This is a genomic window from Streptomyces sp. NPDC046215 (assembly GCF_040646215.1).
Taxonomy (GTDB): Bacteria; Actinomycetota; Actinomycetes; order Streptomycetales; family Streptomycetaceae; genus Streptomyces; species Streptomyces stramineus.
The window spans coordinates 17,778-35,164 of the sequence record NZ_JBEYZW010000058.1 but is presented as its reverse complement, the minus strand read 5'-3'; the positions used below and the strand labels follow the sequence as shown (position 1 = coordinate 35,164).

General features: G+C 75.1%; 13 protein-coding genes. 6 read left to right on the top strand and 7 right to left on the bottom strand.

Features of this window, described 5'->3' with window-relative positions; translation table 11 throughout:
- Window positions 1-17: 17 nt before the first annotated feature.
- Both ABZ951_RS23305 and ABZ951_RS23300 read left to right on the top strand, forming a co-directional pair.
- The gene (locus ABZ951_RS23305; protein WP_344096738.1) at window positions 18-926 is read left to right on the top strand and encodes a squalene/phytoene synthase family protein; all 909 of its coding nucleotides are present in this window, start codon (window positions 18-20) and stop codon (window positions 924-926) included.
- A gap of 93 nt (window positions 927-1,019) precedes the next feature.
- Window positions 1,020-1,700, top strand: a complete 681-nt coding sequence (locus ABZ951_RS23300; RefSeq protein WP_344096736.1) for a hypothetical protein — start codon at window positions 1,020-1,022, stop codon at window positions 1,698-1,700.
- 27 nt (window positions 1,701-1,727) lie between these two features.
- On the opposite strand, the gene ABZ951_RS23295 is transcribed toward ABZ951_RS23300, so the two are convergent.
- The 3 genes from ABZ951_RS23295 to ABZ951_RS23285 all read right to left on the bottom strand — a co-directional run bounded on the left by ABZ951_RS23295 (window position 1,728) and on the right by ABZ951_RS23285 (window position 3,237).
- Window positions 1,728-2,261, bottom strand: coding sequence for a GNAT family N-acetyltransferase (locus ABZ951_RS23295; RefSeq protein WP_344096731.1), 534 nt, complete (start codon window positions 2,259-2,261; stop codon window positions 1,728-1,730).
- Between the two features lie 180 nt (window positions 2,262-2,441).
- A complete protein-coding gene (locus ABZ951_RS23290; protein WP_344096726.1) occupies window positions 2,442-2,876 on the bottom strand; it encodes a VOC family protein in 435 nt (144 codons plus the stop codon).
- Window positions 2,877-2,925: 49 nt separating this feature from the next.
- Entirely contained in the window at window positions 2,926-3,237 is a 312-nt protein-coding gene (locus ABZ951_RS23285) for a YkvA family protein (protein ID WP_344096724.1), read from the bottom strand.
- 407 nt (window positions 3,238-3,644) lie between these two features.
- Here ABZ951_RS23285 and ABZ951_RS23280 point away from each other — a divergent pair, with 407 nt between their 5' ends.
- Both ABZ951_RS23280 and ABZ951_RS23275 read left to right on the top strand, forming a co-directional pair.
- Window positions 3,645-3,827 (top strand): hypothetical protein, encoded by a 183-nt coding sequence (locus ABZ951_RS23280; RefSeq protein WP_344096721.1) that lies wholly within the window; start codon window positions 3,645-3,647, stop codon window positions 3,825-3,827.
- Window positions 3,828-4,014: 187 nt separating this feature from the next.
- A complete protein-coding gene (locus ABZ951_RS23275; RefSeq protein WP_361280598.1) occupies window positions 4,015-5,553 on the top strand; it encodes a helix-turn-helix transcriptional regulator in 1,539 nt (512 codons plus the stop codon).
- 76 nt (window positions 5,554-5,629) lie between these two features.
- Here the strand turns inward: ABZ951_RS23275 and ABZ951_RS23270 are convergent, their stop codons facing one another.
- Window positions 5,630-6,070, bottom strand: coding sequence for a CBS domain-containing protein (locus ABZ951_RS23270; protein WP_344093577.1), 441 nt, complete (start codon window positions 6,068-6,070; stop codon window positions 5,630-5,632).
- Window positions 6,071-6,162: 92 nt separating this feature from the next.
- Entirely contained in the window at window positions 6,163-6,924 is a 762-nt protein-coding gene (locus ABZ951_RS23265) for an alpha/beta fold hydrolase (RefSeq protein WP_344093575.1), read from the bottom strand.
- A gap of 139 nt (window positions 6,925-7,063) precedes the next feature.
- Here ABZ951_RS23265 and ABZ951_RS23260 point away from each other — a divergent pair, with 139 nt between their 5' ends.
- Window positions 7,064-14,503 carry an SDR family NAD(P)-dependent oxidoreductase gene (locus tag ABZ951_RS23260; protein WP_361280596.1) on the top strand — a complete coding sequence of 2,480 codons (7,440 nt, stop codon included), beginning with the start codon at window positions 7,064-7,066 and terminating at the stop codon, window positions 14,501-14,503.
- Here the strand turns inward: ABZ951_RS23260 and ABZ951_RS23255 are convergent.
- Window positions 14,490-15,623, bottom strand: coding sequence for an MAB_1171c family putative transporter (locus tag ABZ951_RS23255; RefSeq protein ID WP_344093569.1), 1,134 nt, complete (start codon window positions 15,621-15,623; stop codon window positions 14,490-14,492). The two genes, ABZ951_RS23260 and ABZ951_RS23255, sit on opposite strands and share 14 nt — an antisense overlap.
- Complete coding sequence (locus ABZ951_RS23250) at window positions 15,617-16,111, bottom strand: hypothetical protein (RefSeq protein ID WP_344093567.1); 495 nt, start codon at window positions 16,109-16,111, stop codon at window positions 15,617-15,619. Before ABZ951_RS23250 ends, ABZ951_RS23255 begins: the two co-directional genes overlap by 7 nt.
- Window positions 16,112-16,494: 383 nt before the next feature.
- On the opposite strand from ABZ951_RS23250, the gene ABZ951_RS23245 reads away from it, so the two are divergent.
- Window positions 16,495-17,265, top strand: coding sequence for a glucose 1-dehydrogenase (locus tag ABZ951_RS23245; RefSeq protein WP_344093565.1), 771 nt, complete (start codon window positions 16,495-16,497; stop codon window positions 17,263-17,265).
- Window positions 17,266-17,387: the final 122 nt, after the last annotated feature.

The window sequence follows — 17,387 nt, the reverse complement described above, 5'->3', positions numbered from 1 at the left end:
CAGGAAGACCCACCGGCATGCACCCCTGGGGCAGGACACTCACCGCCGCGGGCATCCAGAGCCCGCAGCTGCGCGACGACTACACCCGGCAGTGCGCCCTGGTCTCCGCCTACCGGCGCCATGCCTACGCCGCCGTACGGCTGTTGCTACCTACCGCCCTCACCCCGCACGTCATCGCCGCCACCGCGTTCATGCACCACACCGACACCCTCCTCGACCAGGGCCCTGCCGAGGCGCGCGCCGACGGCACCTTCACGGAGTGGGAGAAAGACGTCCGCGACGGCCTGGCCACCGGCGAGAGCGGGCACCCCGTGCTCCGCCCCCTGCTGCACACCGTCTCCGCGCACCCCCGTCTCCGGGGCCACGTCGAGGAGTTCCTCGCGGGCGCGCCCATGGACCGCGACTTCACCGGCTTCGCCACCGAGGCGGACTACCAGGCTTACGTCGACGCGTACTCGCTGCCCGCGTTCATGCTCATCGCCTGCCTGCTCCTGGCGACGGACGCCGACCCCGCCGAGAGCCGCGCACTGTGCCGTGCCTACATCGACGGCAGCCAGCGGCTGGACTTCGTCAACGACCTCGCCGAGGACCTGTGCGACGGCCGGCTCACCCTCCCCGAGGAGACCCTGGAGCGGCACGGCGTCTCGCGGGCCGACCTCACCCGGGGCCACGACACCCCGGGTACGCGCGCCCTGCTCGCGGACCTCCTCGCCCGGGCCCGCCGTGACCTGCTCGCCGGCCGGGGCCTGCCCGGCCTGGCCCCGCCCGCCCACCGCGCGTTCACCCGGGCCGTCATCGCCCTGGAAGTACGGACGGCGGACGCGGCCATGGCCAAGGGCCCGGGCGTGCTGCGCGGCCCGGCACGCCCCTCCGTGCCTGCCGCCCTGAGGATCCTGGCCAGGGAGTACGGCCGCCGCGGCCGCTGACGGCCGCCCGGCCGGCCCGTCTGAGTACCGGCCCGAGCCGGACTGAGTAGGAACGCTCAGGGCCGCCCCGGGCGGGGGCGGCATGCTGGGAACATGATCACGTCGCCTCCCGCCGGCCCGCCGCCGTACCCGCCCCACCCCGGATATCCGCCCCTGGCACCGGCCACGCGAGCGCCGAGGGGACGGCGGGCGACAGCGGTCGGGGTCGTCGCCGCGCTGGTCCTCGTGCTCACCGGGGTGGCCGCCTGGTGGCTGACGGACGACGGGGACGACCCGCTGGCCGGCCGGCCGCGGGTGAGCGACGACGCGGCGGGGCTCTCCTACGCGATACCGGAGGGCTGGAAGCAGAGCCGGGGCAAGCTGATCGACGCCTTCACCTCGTCGATCGGCACGGAGCGCGCCGGGGACGGGGAAGGCGGCACGGTTCTCGCGGGCCGCTCCGGGGCCGTACCCGAGGAGCAGCTCAAACGGTGGGCGGAGGCCGCTGCCCGGTCGAACGCCGAGTTCTTCTTCCCCGACGGCAGTTCCACGCTCCGGGAGTCCCGGGAGACGACGGTGAGCGGCCGGGCCGCGCACACGGTGCTGCGCGACGTGAAGGACGGCAAGGGCCGCACGGCCCGGATCCGCATGACGCTCGTCGCGGTGGACGACACCCGCTCGGCCTTCCTCCTCGGCGTCTCCCAGCGGACCGCGCCGGAGACCCGGGGGAAGACGGACGTCGACGCGGTGCTGGAGAGCGCCTCTGTGACCGGCCGGGCCGCATCCGCGCGATGAGGGGGCCGCCCGGCCGGTCACGTCACGTCAGCTCCGGGTCGGCTCCTGTGCCGTGGCCCGGAACCGGGCTGTCGTGGCGTCGCTGTTCCACCGCCGCAGCCCGGCCTTCTCCAGGACGCGGATCGAGGCGGGGTTCATGAACTCGACGTCCGCGTGCACGGTGTGCACCTCCGCCGAGGCCAGGGCGAACTCCACAACGGCCCGGGCGGCTTCGGGCGCGTACCCCCGGCCGCGCCGCGACGGCACCACGCCGTACCCGAATTCGAGTGCGCCTTCGTGCGGCGGCCAGAACAGGCCGATGGCACCGACGACGAGGCCGCTGTCCCGCTCGATGATCTGACGCTGGCCGTACGGGCCCAGCGCCTCGGGCCGGCCGGCGATGAATCCGGCGATGACCCGGTCGCCCTCGGCGGGGAAGTCCGCCGCCCAGTGGGCGGGCCGGACGTCGTCGAGAACGGCGGTGACCTCCGCCGGGGACCACGGGCGCAGCACGAGGCGCTCGGTGATCAGGTCGGAACCGGCCGGCGAAAAAGCCGAGGGGAAAGATGAGGAAGAAGACACGCGGAACTCCAGGTCGTTCGGACGACCGGGCCGCTCTTCGACGTCAGGCGGCCCGGGAAAAGGCATGCTGATGAACCGTGTGGCGGGCCATATTCATCAACCTCCCTCGTCCCGGCAGCCGGCGCGGAGCGCGCGCGTCGGTGGACCGTACCAAATGCGCCGCGCGCACTCCCGGGCGGGCTATGTCGCCACGCAGAACTCGTTGTCTTCCGGATCGGCGAGCGTGATCCAGGTGTAGGGCCCCTGCCGGCCGTGGTGCAGCAGCGTGGCCCCCTTGGCGATCAGGCGCTCCACCACCGCCTCCGGGTCGTCGCAGCCGGTGCGCACGTCGAGGTGGACCCGGTTCTTGACGGTCTTGGGCTCCGGGACGCGCTGGAAGAGGATCCGCGGCGCGCGCTCCGGGCCGTCCGGGTGGCGGATCGCGGTGCCGGCCTTCCAGACGAGGACGCCCCGGTGCGTGGTGGTGTCGGCTTCGGCGGCTCGGCCCTCCTCGACCATGCGGCGGATGAAGTCCTCGTCGCCCGGCTCGACTTCCCAGCCGAGCGCGTCGGCCCACCAGTCGGCCAGCGCGTGCGGATCGGCCGCGTCGACGGTCACTTCGAAGGTGTACGCCATGGCCGGACCCTATGAGGTGCCGGCGCCCCGGGCGAGTCGGGAGCGGCGGTCAGCGCGCCGGCTCCCGGCCCTTCCACCCGGGCCGGCCGCCCGCGGCGTCGGCGGCCCGGTGCAGGGAGCGCAGGGCGAGCAGCAGGACGCCGATGTCGTCCAGGTAGACCGGGTCGGGGACCAGGTCCACCGGGGAGACGAGATAGAGCACGGCGCCCCAGAACAGCGCCTTGTTCCGGTCGGGGACGCCGGCGTCGCGCAACAGGCGCCGGGCCCGGAAGAGCCGCACGGCGACGACGGCGGCGCCGACGGCCGTGGCCAGGGCCAGGCCACCCAGCCCGCAGACAAGGACCCACATGGTGTCGCTCATGCCTACCGTCTACCCCGATCCCCGCCCCGTTCGCAGGGTGCCGCACCCTCGGATGTAGCAGAAGCCGACGACGGAGGCAGCAATTCCAGGGTATTGGAGAAACTTTCGGGTGCTTTGGCGTACGAAACGAAACCCGTCCTGCGGCAATCAACAAAAAGGACGGTGATGGTCCGAATGGGTGGATTGGTGTTGCGGAGCGGGGTCTCGTTAATGTCGCGCTTGGCGCGTGCAGGGCGCTCAAACGGTCGCCAAACCTACATCCGAGGCCCTGCACGCGGTCGAACCATCAACCAACCAGAGTGAAGGGGCCACAAATGGGCCGATCCCCCCGGCGCCGGCGAGCCGAACGGCCGGACCGCCCGGCTCGCAGTGCCAAGACTAGCAATCCTCGCGTTACGAAACTTTCCGTGAACCGATTGGTCAACGCGGCGCTCACAGCGTTCGTGTGCCTGCCTGTCCTGGGCTTCCTGCTCATTTTCGGGGCCCGGATCCAGGTGCAGATCCCGCCCGAGACGGCGTACGCGGCCACCGCCGCTCTGCTCGGCATGGCTGGTGGCGGCTACCGCCACCGCCGCCGCCGCAGGCAGTGACCCTCCGGGCCGGCCCGGCCCCGACGGCGGGCCGGCCCCTTCCCGGGCCCCGGCACGGGGCTGTGACGGAATGTGATTCCCGTAAAGAGGGCCGGGCCGCGTGCGACGAAATCCAGGACTAGTCCATGGGAATTCGCGACGGAACTGCCCGGCCTGAACCCTTTTCGTGACACAGGAGGAGGAAACCGTGAGCACCCTTTGTGAACATTGTGAGATCCCCCTGAACGCCACCGGTGAACCGAAAGTCGGGCGCCCGCAGAAGTACTGCAGCACCGCGTGCCGTCAGGCCGCCCACCGGCAGCGGAAAAACACCCCGCGGACCGCCGCACCGGCGCCCGCCTCCCTCACCGGCCCGGCCGCGCACCCGGCGCACCCGGCGGCCCTGCCGCGGGACGGCGCCGCCCCGCCCCCGCGCCCGCCGCAGGCTCCCCGGCCCGCCCCGCCGCCGCCCGCCTCCGCCGAGGGCGACGAGGCCCTCGCCGAGATCGCCGGCGACATGCAGGAGGAACTCCGCCAGCTCCTGCGCACCCTGACCACCGCCGACAGCGACGACCTGCTGCGCCGCGCCGCCCGGATGCGCACCCAGCTCGACGGGCTGACCGCGGGCCTCGTCGGCCGCGGCCGCTGCCGCCGGATGACCTGGAGCCGCGTCGGGCACATCCTGGGCATCAGCGAGGACACCGCCCGCCACCGGTACACCGACAGCTACATCCTGCGCCGCCTCGGCGAGCTGACCCGCCTGCGCACCGCGCCCACCTCGCTCAGCGCCATCTACGCCGAACGCCACGCCGTCCGCCGCAAACCCGCCCCCCGCCGCGGCGGCCCCCCCGTCAACGCGCCCCGCCCCAAGCTCCCCACCCGCCCCCGCCCCGCCTACAACCGCCTCGCCCCGGTGCTCTCCATGCTCGCCCGGGCCTCCAAGCTCTCCCTCAAGGACCTCAGCCGCCGGACGCGCTGCTCCGCCTCCTACCTCTCCCGGGTCCTGAGCGGGGAGCGGACCCCCACCTGGGAGCTGACCGAACGCTTCGCCCACGCCTGCGGCGCCGACCCCGGCATCCTGCGGACCGTGTGGGAGACCGAGCGCCTGCGCGGCGGGACCACCGGCCCGCCCGTCGAGCTCGACGAGGGCGGCGGGGACGACGGCGATCCCGTCCGCGCCGCCGCCCGGTTACTGACGGCCCTGCGCACCCTGCACGTCCGTGCCGGGCAGCCCACCGCCTACGACATCGCCACCGCCGGCAAATGGCAGCTGAGCCTTGAGCAGATCACGCCCATACTCGAAGGCACCCAGCTTCCCGACTGGCCCGACCTGGCCAGCCTCCTGCACGTGCTGGGCGGTGACATCGGGTACTTCGAGTCCCTGTGGGAGGCGGCCGTGCGACCGCCGGGCCCGCCGCCCGGGGCCGCCGGCGCGAACGCGGACGGCCCGGCGGAGGCGGCACCCGCCGCCGGGCCCGGTCCGGTCCCGGCACCACCGGGCCCCGCGGCGGAGCCCGGTGATGACGAGGCCGGCGCCGAGGCCGGTGGCGAGGCGCGCACGGCGGCCTCCCCGCCGTCCGTCTCCGAAGGACTCTGCGAGGTCCTGAGCGACTTCAGGGAAGCGCTGACCGAGCAGTCCGGCCTCAGAGACTCCCAGCGGGCGCGCCTGCTGAGCCGTTTCGCCCAGCTCCGGGGCGACGGCAGGCGCACCGCCGGCCTGCGCGTGGGGCCGCTCGGCAGCTGCTGAGCACGGCCGGCCCGCGCTCCGCCGCCCGGCTCCGGCCGGGCGGCGGAGCGGTCGTCACCCCTCGGGCAGGCCGGGCTCAGTGGACGGCGTAGACCCGGGCGGCGAACTCGGCGATCTGCTCGTCGGTGAGGTTCCGGGCGAGGTTCGCTTCGGTGATCATGCCGACCAGGCGGTGGTCGTCGGCGACGTCGATGACCGGCAGGCGCTTGATCTGGTGGCGCTCCATGGTCTCCAGGGCCTCGCTCGCGTCGGCCTGCGCGTCGATCCAGTGCAGGTGCCCGCCCAGCGAACCCGCCGGCACGGTCGCGGGGTCGCGGCCCTCGGCGACGCAGTCGACCACGATGTCCCGGTCGGTGATCAGCCCTTTGAGCCGGTTGTCGTCCCCGCAGATGGGCAGGCAGCCGACCTTCAGGTCACGCATCATCCGCGCGGCGTCGAGCATCGACTCGTGCTCGCCGACGCAGGTGACACCGGCTGTCATGATGTCGCGCGCCGCGAGCTGCTTCCTCGTAGCCATGATCGCTCCCAACGGTGGGTGTGGCTCCCTCCTCCATCGCAACACGGATGGCCCAGTGCCGCCACGCGCCCTCTGCCGGGCCCACCGGGGCGTCAGGCGTGCGCCCGGCACAGGAGGCGGGCGAGCGGGCCGGCGTCGTACAGCGGGCTGTGGTGGCCGCCGGGGACGGAGTGGAGGGTCAGCGGATGACGGCTCACCGCCGCCCAGCCCTGGACGGCCGAGGGGGGAACGACGGGGTCCTCCCGGGCCGTGACCACGGTGACGGGGTAGTCGAGGAGGCGGGGCACCGGCCCGTACCGGTACGCGTCGATCATCGCCAGGTCGTGCCGGGCGGCCTCCGGGACCACCGTCCCCCGCCCCTCGTCGCGCGGCGGGGACAGCCCGAGCGCCCGGGCGCCGTCCGCCAGGGCCTCCTCGTCCACGGCCATCGCCGAGTACTGCGCGGGGGAGAAGGCCGCGCACGCGTACAGGGCGAGAGCGGGGCTGCGCAGCGACTGGAGCCGCCACGCGAGCTCGTACGCGAGGAGCGCGCCCATGCTGTGGCCGAGGACGACCAGCGGTTCGGGGACGTGCGCGCGCACCCGGTCGGCGAGCGTCCGGGCCAACAGCACGATCCCCCCGGCGGGGCGGGGATAGCGGGCGGCCAGGAGCCGGAAGCGCGGTCCGAGCCGGCCGGGCCACCGGGCGAAGTCGTCGGCGTCACCCCCGGCGCCCGGCAGCAGCAGGACGGCCGTGTCCGCCGCCGCGGCCGGTGTGATGTCCCGCAGGACGCCGTCGCCCAGAGCTCCCGTCTCCCACTCCTCATGGCCCGGCACCGGTGTCCCGCCGGGCCGGTGGCCCGGATGGCCGCTCACTCTTTCGTGGCTGTGTGCGCCGGTGGCTCTTTTCCTTCCCCGGTCAGGGAAGGCTTCGGCGAGCGGTCGACGCCGACAGCCTGAAGGGATGCCCAGGGCAGTGCAGATGAACACACCAGCAGGCAACCGTCCTTGTGAGGTGGCGATCACCGGGGTCGGCTGCCGGCTCCCCGGGGGCCTGGACAGCCTGGGCGCCCTGTGGTCCGCCCTCGCCGGCGGCCGCGATCTGGTCGGGGAGGTGCCCCCGGACCGGTTCGACCCGCAGGTCTTCGCCGACGCCTCCGCTCCGCACCGCCCGGGCAGGACGTACACGTCCGCCGGCGGATTCCTGCCGGACATCGCGGGCTTCGACGCGGAGTTCTTCGGCATCTCCCCGCGCGAGGCCGCCTGCATGGACCCGCAGCAGCGCCTGCTGCTGGAGATGACGGCGGAGGCCCTCGACGACGCCGGCCTGGCCCCCGCCGCGCTGGCCGGCACCGACACCGGCGTCTTCGTCGGCGTGTCCAACTCCGCCTACGCCCACCTCCAGCTCAGCCGCCTGGAGACGGTGGACCGGCACACGATGACCGGCATCGCCGTCGGCAACACCGCCAACCGCATCTCCCACGTCTACGACCTGCGCGGCCCCAGCCTGGCCGTCGACACCGCCTGCTCCTCCAGCCTCGTCGCCCTGCACCACGCCTGCGAGCTGCTGCGCACCCGCGGCGGCACGGCCCTGGCCGCGGGCGTCAACGTCCTCATCGGGCCCCACGAGTTCGTCGGGTTCTCCAAGGCGGCGATGCTCTCGCCCACCGGCCGCTGCCGCGCCTTCTCCGCGGCGGCCGACGGGTTCGTCCGGGCCGAGGGCGGGGCCGTCCTGGTCCTGCGGCCCCTCGCCGACGCGCTCGCCGCCGGGGACCGGATCCACGCGGTCATCGCCGCGACCGGCACCAACAGCGACGGCCGGACCCCGGGCCTCGCCCAGCCCAGCGCCCGCGCCCAGGCCGCCCTGCTGCGCGAGGTCTACCGCAGCGCCGCACTCGACGCCGGCGACCTCCTCTACGTCGAGGCCCACGGCACCGGCACCGCGGTCGGCGACCCCCTGGAGTGCGAGGCCATCGCCGACGCCCTCGCCCGCCACCGGCCCGCCGGCCGGCCGCTGCCCGTCGGCTCGGTCAAGACCAACCTCGGCCACCTCGAACCGGCCTCCGGCCTCGCGGGGATCCTCAAGGCCCTCCTCGTCCTGCGCCACCGCACCGTCCCCGCGTCCCTGCACGCCGAACCGGCCAACCCCGCCATCGACTTCCCCCGCCTGAACCTCACCCCCGTGCCCGCCCCCCTCACCCTGCCCGCCTCCGGCGGACTGGTCGGCGTCAACTCCTTCGGCTTCGGCGGCGCCAACGCCCACGCCGTCCTCGCCCCCGCCCCCGACGCGCCGCCCCGCCCGACACCCCCGCCGGGGCCGGTGCCCCTCATGGTCTCCGCCCGCACCCCCCGGGCCCTCGCCCGGGCCGTCGACGACCTCGCCGCCCACCTGCGCACCGCCGACCCGGCGACCTTCTACGACATCGCCCACACCACCGTCACCCGCCGCGGCCCCCACCCCCTGCGCACCGCCGTCCTCGCCCCCGACCCCGCCACCGCGGCCGCCCGCCTGCACGCCGCGACCCCCTCCGGCGCGCCCGCGCTCGCCCGCGGCACCATCGCATTCGTCTACAGCGGCAACGGCGCCCGGTTCGCCGGGATGGGCACGCGGCTGCTCGCCGAGTCGCCCCCCTTCCGCGACGCCGTCGAGGAGATCGACCACACCCTGCGGCCGCTCCTGGGCTGGTCCGTGGCCGAGGAACTCGCCACACCGGACGCGGCAGGGGAGAGGCAGGCCCGCACCGAGGTCGCCCAGCCCCTGCTCTTCACCGTCCAGGCGGCCCTCACCACCGCCCTGGCCGCCCACGGCGTCCACCCCGCCGGGGCCTGCGGCCACAGCGTCGGCGAGATCGCCGCCGCCTACGCCTGCGGCGCCCTCGACCTGCCCGCCGCCGCCCGCGTCATCGCCGCCCGCAGCCGCGCCCAGGCCCGCACCGCCGGGTCGGGGCGGATGGCGGCGGTCGGCCTCCCCGCCCGCCAGGCCCTGCGGGAACTGGCCGCCCACCAGGGCCGCCTGGAGCTCGCCGCCGTCAACAGCCCGCAGGACGTCACCGTCGCGGGAGACCTCGAAGCGCTCGACACCCTGGCCCGCGCCCTGGCCACCCGGAAGGTCTTCTTCCGGCTCCTCGACCTGGACCACGCCTTCCACACCAGCCACATGGACCCCATCGAGGAGGAGCTGCGCACCGACCTGGCCGACCTGCGCCCCGGCCCCGCCCGCATCCCCCTCGCCTCCACCGTCACCGGCGCCCTCACCGACGGCCGCGCCCTGACCGCCGACCACTGGTGGCACAACATCCGCCGCCCCGTCCAACTCCCCGACGCCGTCCAGGCACTCCTGCACACCGGCTGCGACGCGCTCGTCGAGATCGGCCCCCAGCCGGTCCTGAGCCACTACCTCCGCCGCATCACCACCGCCTCCGCCCAGGGCCCGACCGCCGTCGTCCCCACCCTCACCCGCGACCTCGACGGCGCCGACGCCCTGGACACCACCGTCGCCACCCTCCTCGCGGCCGGCGCCACCGTCGACCACACCCGCTGGTTCCCCGTCCCCGGCCGCGCCCGCGACCTGCCCGCCTACCCCTGGCAGCGCGAACGCCACTGGCACGGCACCCCCCACTGGTACCTGCGCGGCTGCGGCGACGGACTGCGCCACCACCCCCTGCTCGGCGAACGCACCTCCCACGCCGAACCCCTGTGGCACACCACCCTCGACCCCACCCACCACGGCTGGCTCGCCGACCACGTCGTCACCGGCTCCGTCCTCCTGCCCGCCGCGGCCTTCGCCGAAGCGGCACTGGCCGCCGGCCACCTCCACCACCAGGCCCCCGTCCGCCTCCAGGACCTGACCCTCGACCGCGCCCTGCCGCTGCCCTTCGACGACGACCGCGCGGACCTCCACCTCCAAGTCGCCCTCGACACCGCCGACAACACCGTCCGCATCTCCAGCCGCACCGGTACCGGCCCCTGGCGCACCCACGCCCGCGCCCGGGTCAGCCGCCTGCCCGGCGACCGCCCCACCCCCCTCGACATCACCGCCCTGCGCGAAAAACTGCCCCGCACCCTGCCCGCGGCCGACCACTACGCCACCGCCGCTCGCGCCGGCCTCGCCTACGGGCCCGCCTTCACGGTCCTGACCCACCTGCACACCGGAGACGACGAGGTCCTCGCCCGCTACCGCCTCCACCAGCCCACGGCGGGCTACCACCTCCACCCCACCCTCCTCGACGGCGCCCTCCAGGCCGGCAGCACCCTCCTGCACCACCCCGGCACCACCGGCCCCACGGCCGCCCCCTACCTGCCCGCCGCCGTCGGAGCCCTGCGCGTCTGGGCCGAGCCCGCCGCCGAGGGCTGGATCCACGTGCGCCACCGCCACGCCACCGCGGACGACGTCTGCTGGGACGTCACCATCACCGACGACCAAGGCCACGTCACCGCCACCGCCGACGCCTGCCGCCTGCGCCGCTTCACCACCGCCCCGGCCGCCCCCGCCCTCCGCCTGGCCACCGTGCTGCGCGCCGCCCCCGCCCCCCACGACCCCGACGTCCCGCCCCACTGCCTCCCCCCGGTCGCCCGGATCGCCCGGTCCGCGGCCGAGGAGACGCCCCCGGAATGGGACGAACCCTCCTACACCGCAGCCGCCGGCCTCCTCGGGCTGCTGAGCGCCCACTTCACCCTGCGCGCCCTGAAGACCATCGACCCCGACGCCAAGGAGTACGCACTCGACCGCCTCCTCGCCGCCGGAGTACGCCCCCACCACCGCCGGCTCCTCGACGGCCTCCTCCGCCACGCCGGACGCACCGGAGTGCTGCGTCCCACCCCCGACGGCCCCTGGGCCCCCACCACCCGCCCCGCCCCGGGAAAGGCCCTGACCCGGCTGCTGCGCACCGCGCCCGGCCGGATCGTCGAAGCGGCCCTGTACAGCAGGTGCGGCACCCACCTCGCCGACGTCCTCCTCGGCCACCGCGACCCCGTCGACCTGCTCTTCGGCGACACCGAACGCCACCTGGTGGAGAACCTCTACTCCGCTACCGCCGTCACCCGCCACTACAACGCCCTGGCCGCGGCACTGACCCGGCAGATCGTCCACCACCGGCCCCTGGGCCGCCCCCTGCGCGTCCTGGAGACCGGCGCGGGCACCGGCGCCCTGACCGCCGCCCTGCTCGACGTCCTGCCGCCCGACCGCACCACCTACACCTTCACCGACATCTCCCCGGCGTTCCTCACCCGCGCCCGGCAGCGCTTCGCCGACCACGACCACCTCACCTACCGCGCCCTCGACCTCGACCAGGACCCCGCCGCCCAGGGCTTCACCGAGGGCGGCTACGACCTCGTCGTCGCCGGGAACGTCCTGCACGCCACCGCCGACCTCCCGGCCACCCTGCGCCGCGTCACCGGCCTGCTCGACGACGGCGGCCACCTCCTCGCCGTCGAAACCCATAACCCCGACCTCCTGCTGCCCTGCTTCGGGATCCTCGACAGCTTCTGGAACACCACCGACCACGAGCTGCGCCCCGACACACCGCTCCTGTCGGCCGACCGGTGGCCGGACCTGCTGACCGGCCACGGCTTCGACGACGTCGCCCAGCTCGGCGCCGACCGGGCCCGCGGCGACTACTCCGTCCTCCTCGCCCACCGCCCCGCCCGCACCCGCCGCCCCGCGCCCGCGCCGGCCGCCTCCGCGACCGCGCGCCTCGCGCACCTGCCGGAGCCCGCCGCCGCACAGCCCGCCGCGACGTCCTGGACCATCGCCGCCGAACACCCCCAGAGCCCCCTCGCCTGCCGCCTCGCGGCCGCTCTGCGCGCCACCTGCGACACCCCCGTCGCGGTCGTACGGGCCACCGCCGACCCCCACCAGTGGGCCGCCCACCTGCCCGCCGACCAGGCCCGCCCCGCCGTCGTGCTGCTGCTCACCGACCCCGTCAACCACCCCGGCGAGGGCGACGGCGGACCCGTCGCGCTCGAACAGGCCGTCACCCGCACCGCGGTGCTCCGCGCCGTGGCCCGCGCCTGCGCCCCGCTGCCCCCGCACTGCGCGCCGCTCCTGTGGCTCGTCGCCCACCCCTCGGGCGCCCTGCCCGCCGGCCTCGGGCCCCTCACCCCCCGGGACGCCGTGCCCTGGGGCGTGGCCCGGGCCCTGGGCAACGAGCAGAGCCGGCCGGCCGTCCGGCGGCTGTGCTTCGAGAGCGGCCCCCACCCCGACCGCGACGCCCGCCGCCTGGCCCGCGAGCTGCTGGCCGGCCCGCCACCGGACGACGAGGTCCTCCTGACCCCCGCCGGGCGCTTCGTGGCCCGCCTGCGCGAGGTGCCCCCGGCCACCACCGCGCCCGCGGGCCGCCCCTACCGCCTCCGGCTGCGGCAGGCGTCCGCCGACTTCCCCCTGGACTGGGTCGAGCAGGAGCCGGTGCCCGCACCGGGGCCCGGGCAGGTCGCCATCGAGGTACGGGCCGCCGGCCTCAACTACCGGGACGTCATGCTGGCCACCGGCGCGCTGCCGCCCTCCGCCGAGAGCGAGGGCCCGGCATCCCGGGGGCACCGGCTCGGCCTGGAGTGCGCCGGTGTCGTCACCGCCGCCGGCGAGGACACCCCGTTCGCCGCGGGGGACCGCGTCCTCGCCTTCGCCCCCGGCGCGCTGGCCTCGCACGTCCTCGCCCCCGCGAGCGTCACCGGACGCATCCCCGACGGCCTCACCTTCGCCGAGGCGGCCACGGTGCCGGTCGCGTTCTTCACCGTCCACCACGCCCTCGACCACCTGGCCCGCCTCACCGGGGGCGAGACCGTCCTGATCCACGGCGGGGCCGGCGGGGTCGGGCTCGCCGCCCTCCAGTACGCGCTCGGCGTGGGCGCGCACGTCATCGCCACCGCCGGCACCCCCGACAAGCGCGACCTGCTCACCCTGCTCGGGGCCCGCCACGTCCTGGACTCCCGCACGCTCGACTTCGCCGACCGCGTCGGGGAACTGACCGGCGGCCGCGGCGTCGACGTCGTCCTCAACTCCCTGGCCGGCGAGGCGATCACCCGCAACCTGGAGATCCTCGCCCCCGGCGGCCGCTGCGTCGAACTCGGCAAACGCGACATCCACACCGGCGGCCGGCTCGCCCTGAGCCCCTTCCGGAACAACCTCTCCTTCCACGCGGTGGACGTCCACCAGATGATCCACCGCCAGCCCGCCCTGTCGGCCGCCCACTTCGCGGAGCTCACCCACCGCCTCGGCCAGGGCGCCTACCGGCCCCTGGCCCACCAGGTGTTCCCCGCCGACCGCGTCACGGACGCCTTCACGGCCCTGCACCGCTCCCGGCACACCGGGAAGATCGTCGTCTCCCTGGCGGAACCGCCCCCGCTCGCCGTGACCCCGGGCCGCCTGGAGTGCGACCCGGACGCCACCTACCTGATCACCGGCGGCCTCAGCGGCCTGGGCGCCCTCACCGCCCGCCTCCTCGCCGACCGCGGGGCCCGCCACCTCGCCCTCCTCGGCCGCCGGGGCGCCGCCACGCCCGGCGCCGGGCCCCTCCTCGACGACCTCGCCGCCGCGGGCGCCACCGCCACCGCGCACGCCGCCGACGTCACCGACCCGGACGCCCTGACCGCCGTCCTCGACGCCGTCGCGGCCACCGGTCACCCCCTGCGCGGGGTCGTCCACTCGGCCATGACCCTCCACGACCACCTGCTGACCGAGACGACGGACGAGGACGCCGAAGCCGTCCTGGCCCCCAAACTGCGCGGCACCGCCCTGCTGGACTCCCTCACCCGCACCGCCTCCCTCGACTTCTTCGTCGTGTACTCCTCCATCTCCGCCACGGTCGGCCACCGCGCCCAGGCCGCGTACGCGGCGGCCAACCTCTACATGGAGGGGCTGATCCGGGCCCGCCGGGCGGCCGGCCTCCCGGGCCTGGCCGTCGGCTGGGGCCTGCTCGGCGAGGTCGGCGCCGGCGCCGACGAGGAAGTCGCCCTCGCCCTGCGGCGCATGGGCCTGGGCCCCCTCTCGCCGCACGAGGCCATGGGCGCCCTGGAGGACCTGATCACCCGGCGCGCCGACGTCGTCCAGGTCGCGCACGTCGACTGGCCGCGCCTGGCCGCCCTCCTGCCCGCCCTGCGCACCCCGAGGTTCGCCGGCCTGCTCTCCGACACCGATGAGGAGGACGAGGGCGAGACGGCCGGGCTGCGGCGGGCCCTGGACGCGGGCGAGAAGGACGCCGCCCGGGCCGCGCTCACCGCCCTCCTCGTCCGGCTCGTCACCCGCGTCACCCACAGCACGCCCGACCGCGTGGACCACGCCGCCCGGCTGGACCGGCTGGGCCTGGACTCCCTGATGGCGACCGAGCTGACGGTCGCCCTGCAACGGGAACTCGGCTGTGCGGTCCCCGTCATGGAGATCGTCGACGCCGGCAGCGCCGACGACCTCGCCGGGCGCCTCCTTGCGCTCCTGAGGCCGGTGTGGCCGGCTACGGCCGGGTGAGCGGGCGTTCCCCGGCGGCCGGGCTCCGGTAGGCGGCGGCGATCAGCAGCAGGGCGCGGATCTCCTCCGCCAGGTCGGTGCCCGCGGATCCGGGCGGTGCGAGGCTGGCGGTCTGCGGCTGCGGCGGGTGCCCGGCGCGCCGGGCGTCGAGAGCGGCGGCCAGCCAGCGCGCGGTGACGCGCGCGTGGGCGAGCGGGGGAGGCAGCGCCTGCCCGTCGACGCGCCGGTGGATGGCGTCCAGCGTGTCGGCGGGCACGTAGTTGCGGAGCACGAGCATCGCGTCCCGGATCTCGATGACCCGGCGGTAGAGCAGGAGTTGCAAGGGCAGGGCCGCCGTGGCCAGCCGGCCGGCGGGGCGCAGCACGACGTCGGGGGCGGTGGCGGTGAGGTCCTGCCAGAGGACCTCCAGGCCCCGGTACGCCGCGCGGTCCCGCCGGTGCGCGCGGATCCGGGCGAGGACCGGCAGGGCGGCGCCGGTCGCCATGCAGAACGCCTCGGTGCCGGTGACGGGGGAGAACAGCTCGGCGAGGGCCGGGGTGAACGTGTGCAGGTAGAGGAGTTTGAGCACCCACAGCGCGGACGCCAGCAGGATGCCCGTGCCGAACAGACGCAGCCCGTACCGCAGGAGGGCCGGCGTGCCGGGCCGGCTGTGGCGCAGGCACACGATCGCGCAGGTCGTGTCCGCGGCGAGGTGGAAGGCGAAGAAGACCCACCAGTAGGTGTTCCCGACGCCGGGCACCGCGGCGGGGGTGATCTGATTGCGGGCGTGCTCCGGCGCGGTGAGGTCGAGGAGCACCAGCGCGGTCATCACGGCGGCCGCGGCGCCGAGGACGACGGGGGTGTGCCGCTGCCGCCCGGCCGCGCCGAGGACGAACCAGAGCACCGCCGCCCCGTCGGCGATGCTCAGCAGATGCTTCGTCAGGTCGACCCAGTGCGCGCCCGGCACGACGTGGGCCAGCAGCGCGGTGACGGGCGGCAGGTGCAGGGACATGGCCAGCGCGGTGAGCGCGATCGCGTACCACAGGGGCCGCTGCTGCCGGTGCCGGACGGCCTGCGGCGCGCGGAGCACCACCACGGCCCACAGGGCGGTGATCCCGGCGTTCTCCCACCAGGTCAGCACGGTGCCTCCGGGTCGCGGGCACGGGGCGTGCGCAGCCCCATGGCGGCCTCCAGCCCGCCGAGCATCCCCGACAGGAGCGTCGGGGCGGGCACCCGGCCGGCGGCCTCCAGGATCAGGGTGGCGATCATCTCCGCCTCCTGTTCCTGTTCGTCGCCGTAACGGATCCTGGGCAGCACCTGCCGCAGCGAGCGGGGATCGCTGATGTCCAGGTGGCGGAAGTGCTCCCGGTCGTCCGTCGCGGAACGGTGGTTGCACACCAGGTGCCCGATCTCGTGGACGATGATGTGCTCCTGGTGCAGGGGGCTGGTCTGCGCGTCGTAGAGGATGAAGTCTTCGCTTTCGGTGGCCAGGAGGATGCCCGACGGCGTACCGGGGACGGTGGGCGTGGGCAGCGCCAACAGCCGCAAGGGGCGGCCGCGTTGGCGCGCCAGGCGGGCGCACAGCGTGTGGGCGGAGAAGGGGTCGGGGACGGGTATCCCGTCGATCACCCTCTGACATCGGCGGCGCAGATGCCCGAAGCGCATCGTGGGGGAGTCTCCAGCTCTCGCGGGGGCGGCAGGGCACACCGTGCGGTAGCGGCGCCGTGTCATGGCGCCTCGGCGGGGCCGTCGCGGTGGCCGGCGGGCGGGCCGGGCCGGTGCGCGACGGGGCCCGGTGGTGGGTGCCGGTCGCTCTGGGTGCCGGCTGGCAGCATCACGAGCCTCCCTCGCCCGCGCCGGTGGTGGCCGCTGCGATCGTAGATCGTCCCGCCGTCTCCTGCCAGGCTTCCGGCACCCCGGGTTCCTGTTTTTCCGCCGCCCGGGCCCGCGGCCGGAGCGGGGGTAATTGCCGGGGTGCGGAGGGGGCCTGCGGGGGTGGCACAATTCCGGCCATGACTGAGAATCAAGGCATGCTTTCCGGCAAGGTTGTTCTGGTTACCGGAGCGAGCAGTGGTATTGGTGCCGCCGCCGTGAAGGTTTTCGCGCGGGAGGGCGCAAAGGTCGTGCTGGCCGCCCGCCGGGCGGACCGACTCGCCGCGCTGGTCACCGAAGTTCGCGCCACCGGGGCGGACGCCGCCCAGGTGGTCACGGACGTCTCCCGGGCGGAAGACGCGCAGCGTGCGGTGGAATTCGCCGTGGACCGATACGGGCGCCTGGACGCCGCTTTCAACAATGCCGGCATCGGCTGGGACCAGGAGCCGATGCACCTGATGAAAGATGATGCTTACAACGAAATCATGGACACCAATGTGCGCGGAGTGTGGAATGTGCTGCGCTATGAGCTCGCGGCGATGATGGAATCCGGCGGTGGTTCCATCGTCAACAACAGCAGCGTCGCCGGATTCCAGGCGATTCCCGCCGCGGCGCCCTACGTGGCGTCCAAGCACGCCGTCATCGGCCTGACCAAGGCGGCGGCCGCCGAGTACGCGCCGCACGGCATCCGGGTCAACTCCGTGGCACCGGGCACGACGCGCAGCGAGATCATCGCCGGCTGGTTCGAGCGGAACCCCCACCTCGAAAAGGAACTGCACCGGGCGACCCCCCAGGGCCGCACGGCCGAGCCGCACGAGATAGCGGAAGCCGCCGCGTGGCTGTGCAGCGACCGCTCCTCCTTCGTCACGGGGGTGGCGCTGCCCGTGGACGGCGGCTACACGATGGTCTGACCCGCTCCCGCGGCCGGCCCGGGGGTTTCCCCCGATCGGCATGTTTTGTTTTCCCGTGCCCGGTCACTCCGATACAGAAGTGACGAATGAGGACCGCTGCGGGGCCCGTCGAGGCGACGGCG

What these genes read in the sequence shown, in the direction of transcription:
- ABZ951_RS23290 (WP_344096726.1), bottom strand. Translation starts at nt 2,876, where the DNA reads ATGGCGTACACCTTCGAAGTGACCGTCGACGCGGCCGATCCGCACGCG.
- ABZ951_RS23270 (WP_344093577.1), bottom strand. Translation starts at nt 6,070, where the DNA reads ATGGCTACGAGGAAGCAGCTCGCGGCGCGCGACATCATGACAGCCGGT.
- ABZ951_RS23300 (WP_344096736.1), top strand. Translation starts at nt 1,020, where the DNA reads ATGATCACGTCGCCTCCCGCCGGCCCGCCGCCGTACCCGCCCCACCCC.
- ABZ951_RS23305 (WP_344096738.1), top strand. Translation starts at nt 18, where the DNA reads ATGCACCCCTGGGGCAGGACACTCACCGCCGCGGGCATCCAGAGCCCG.
- ABZ951_RS23245 (WP_344093565.1), top strand. Translation starts at nt 16,495, where the DNA reads ATGACTGAGAATCAAGGCATGCTTTCCGGCAAGGTTGTTCTGGTTACC.
- ABZ951_RS23285 (WP_344096724.1), bottom strand. Translation starts at nt 3,237, where the DNA reads ATGAGCGACACCATGTGGGTCCTTGTCTGCGGGCTGGGTGGCCTGGCC.